Below are 3,637 nucleotides of genomic sequence, written 5' to 3' on the forward strand. Positions count from 1 at the left end.
GAATTTCCAAAAGTACTTTACCAGATAAAGGTTAGATGTCATTTTTACTCTGCGAAAGTTGAGTACTAATAAAAAAATATATAATAAAGGTAACCACTGAAAACAGAGGGAGAGGATCATCATCCCCTGAATCGTCCATGTTGGTGACGAGAGCCTGGTACTATCAAATGAATTATTCTCCTAAAATTCTACGTTGGATTAGAAGTAGCGTGAACAAACACTTCCGATTCAATCTGCATGCTGTTCATTTTTTTACTTTTATATTATCCGTATCTACGGATCGCTTCAGAACGATTTTATTTTAAATATTCGTTAGTTGAATAACGGGATAGGCGAAATTCAACCTGAGTTTTTTTCCAGTTTTCCTTCTAATTGTTTATGAGCCTGACTTCGCTTTATTGGCCTTACTATCCAGACAGCTAACATAATAACCGCCCACATTCCGATGTTAATAAGGAACATTAATACACTTTGCGGCATAAAATATAGAAGGGCCACACTTAAAAAAATGAATAGAAATAATAATAGTATGATAAATACTAGCACTCGAGATTGCTTTTTTCCCTCGGAAAGATATTCACGCAATTCTTGATTCGTTGGATATATGACTTTTTTTCTGCGTTCTAATCCTTTTTCAATTGCTCTGTCTGATAATTTTATACTTACACAGCCAAGTATTATTCCCAAAATACTAGCAATAACTAACATTTTTAATGGATTTGTTGCCATACCAAATGAAAAATTTTTCATTATGGCATAGAAAGGAATTGAACAGAAGCTCATGAAAGTAATCATTGATTTGTTTATTTGTTGTGCAATTAAAAAAAGCTCTTGTTTTTTAAAATCAAAGTATACAGAGTAATTTGACTCCTTATTTTGATAAATCGCTACCCAGGATCTTGACACACACTCACATCCCTTCAAGCGTATTCTTAACAACATCAAGCATTATTCAGCTATTACTGGCAAAGTATTGTTTCTCTTCTTTGGCGGCCTTTCCGGAAAAGGAACTCATACCATTACTTATGTAAATTCTAAAACAAAAGGAACATACCGCTAATATGCTTCATCAATACAATTCTTCCTGCTCACCCTTATAACCTCCAAAATATACTTCTTCAATATTTTCCCTATTGAAAAAGTAAGCACCCTTTTGTACTCTTCCAGCGGGATATATACAAGCTGAATAATCAAAATAACCTATGACTCCATCTTTATTTTATAAGGGCCTTGTTCAAAATCATTAATTTAGCACTTCCATTTTTCGGTCGAACAACACATACGATTGGTAGAATATCCATATACAATCTCCTTTGTTACAAATACTTATTATAACTTAGGACCTTTATCCCTATATCTGGTTATTTGCAAACATTAAAAGATGCTCTCATTTTTTTCAACCCTTACACGAAAAACAACTACTTATTTCTCATTCTGCAATTCCTTAATTATTTTTCTTCTCTTTATTGGCTTCATATAAATAAAGCTAAGAAAAACAGAAGTGCACAAACAACCAAAAATCAAAGGCTTTATGCTATTGACCATAAAAAATGTAATAAATGTGACTGCTGCAAACAGGAGGGAAATGATAATTACCCATATTTCTGCACGAGATTGTTTCATCCCCTTATATATACACTCTTCTAAAGAGTAATCATCCAAAATAATCGGGCGTATTTTTTCCTCCATATAGTATACCTGGTACATTTTATTAACCGTGAAATATGCAATTGCTATTCCAATAATAAATAAAATAATATCAAGGAAAAAATTATAATGTGTTTAGTAAAATCCGTTAAGAAAATTTCCAGCAATGTAAAGTGCTATAACAATTAAATATACACTAACAATAGAATTTTTTTGCCAAATGGTATTTTGTAAATGACTCCATCGTCCTGGTCATAGAATAATGTATATAGATCCGTATTTCTATAAATTGGAACTAAGGTGCTTTTCAATTTTTATCCCTCCACAAGAACTAACCAAAAATGGAACCCAAACCATCAGTTATTCCTGATACTGCGTGACCTATGAAGTTTTTGTACCTTTCCATATATCGCCTGCATTATCATAGATTGCATCAAAATCTTCGCTACCAAGATAACCAATGCCCGCACCTAACAATGCTCCACCAATTGCTGAAATAACACCGTGTGCTCCTGCCTTAACAGCTGCATCCGCAAGCTTTTCGGATAAAAGTTCAACTATGGCCTCTGTACCATCATTAATAGGTGTCTTCGTAATCTGCCTTATTAAGTTCCCCGTTTTTATACAGCTCTTCAATTCGATCCAAATAACCTTTCGCTTCCGAATCCAAGTTATTAATTTTCACTTGTTCCGCAACTATTTCATGTTCCTCTAAATAACCTTCGCATGCCATGATCTTCCAAGTATTCTATAAAACTATCTGTCATGTTCTCTTTTATCTTTTCTTCACTCATATTTCTACTTGTATCTTTAACCGAATCTACTATAGCATTATATTGATCAGACGTTATATCTCCATTTTTATTCTAGCACTATACTCCTGATTTTATATTACTCAATTCAAATACTACCTAGATTTGTTAGCCATTGGGGAGATAGAATATTTACAGTACATTTAACTTTCCCCTACTTTACTCTATATCGATTACTTTATTCCTGAACCCTCTTAGTGCCCTTTTTCGATCTAAAGGTCTCATTAAGATGAGAATAAAAATAACTCCTGCACATATACAACCAATGACTAAAGGTCGAATTTTACTTGTAGCAAAAAATATTATGAAAAATGTTATCCCAACTGGCAATGATATAATTGCACTATAAAGCTCTATGCGAAGCTGTTTCGTTCCTTTAATAGCGCATTCCTGCAAATTATATTTATCCAAAATAATCCCTTGCTTTGTTTCCTTGAGATAATAGGCGCTATAAAATTCGGTAGTTACATAATAAGTTACTCCTAAGGCAATAATAAACAAAATAATGTTGAGGAATGTAGTTTGATACCCTTGATAAATACCATCAAGAAATTTTGAACCATAAGTGATCACTAGGATAACCATGAAAAATATCGCAAAAGACTTATTTCTGTGTTGAAATTTATATAAACGGTTGTTATGTTGATCATAAAATAACGTATACCGTTCCTGCTCTCTATAAAGCGGTATTAACCTCTTTTTCATAACTCCCCCCCTTGCTAATTTTCAATCAACTAAATGGAGCCTAATCCATCAGTAATTCCGGATATTGCATCCCCTACGAAATTCTTAGCTCCCTCATATATTTCCTCTTTATTATCTTAAAATTTGTCAAATAAATAACCACCACCAGCTCCGATTGCAGCACCAACAGCGGTCCCAATCGGGCCCCCAATAGCTGTTCCTATAGTTGCACCTACAAATGTAGCTCCAGTATGTCCTCCAGTTTTAATCGCCGCATCAGTTGGATCCTCTCCATCAGTAACTCTATAGATACTCCATCACTGATTTAATTTACACTTATACCAAGATGATTCTCCTCCTCTCCTAATTCATTTTACACTTACAACCTTAAACTCTAGACTTCATTCTGTGGAAAAAACTTTTGCATTTTTACCGCCCAGGAATTTGACCCTTGTATCGCCTTCAATTATCGTTCCGAGTCCGGGTAAGACTGT

4 protein-coding genes are annotated in these 3,637 nt (G+C 33.9%); all 4 read right to left on the minus strand.

The genetic code is table 11. From position 1 onward, the window contains the following. Positions 1 to 339 precede the first annotated feature (339 nt). A complete protein-coding gene (locus tag ABRT01_RS17905; protein ID WP_367749099.1) occupies positions 340 to 906 on the minus strand; it encodes a hypothetical protein in 567 nt (188 codons plus the stop codon). A gap of 163 nt (positions 907 to 1,069) precedes the next feature. Beyond that, positions 1,070 to 1,204 (minus strand): DUF4176 domain-containing protein, encoded by a 135-nt coding sequence (locus ABRT01_RS17910; protein WP_367749103.1) that lies wholly within the window; start codon positions 1,202 to 1,204, stop codon positions 1,070 to 1,072. An 824-nt stretch (positions 1,205 to 2,028) separates the two neighbouring features. Beyond that, positions 2,029 to 2,283, minus strand: coding sequence for a hypothetical protein (locus tag ABRT01_RS17915; protein WP_269410530.1), 255 nt, complete (start codon positions 2,281 to 2,283; stop codon positions 2,029 to 2,031). A gap of 335 nt (positions 2,284 to 2,618) precedes the next feature. Continuing rightward, positions 2,619 to 3,164 (minus strand): hypothetical protein, encoded by a 546-nt coding sequence (locus tag ABRT01_RS17920; protein WP_269410532.1) that lies wholly within the window; start codon positions 3,162 to 3,164, stop codon positions 2,619 to 2,621. Positions 3,165 to 3,637 lie beyond the last annotated feature (473 nt).

Origin of the sequence: Lentibacillus sp. L22, from assembly GCF_040812445.1 — a bacterium.
Classification (GTDB): domain Bacteria; phylum Bacillota; class Bacilli; order Bacillales; family Amphibacillaceae; genus Lentibacillus_C; species Lentibacillus_C daqui.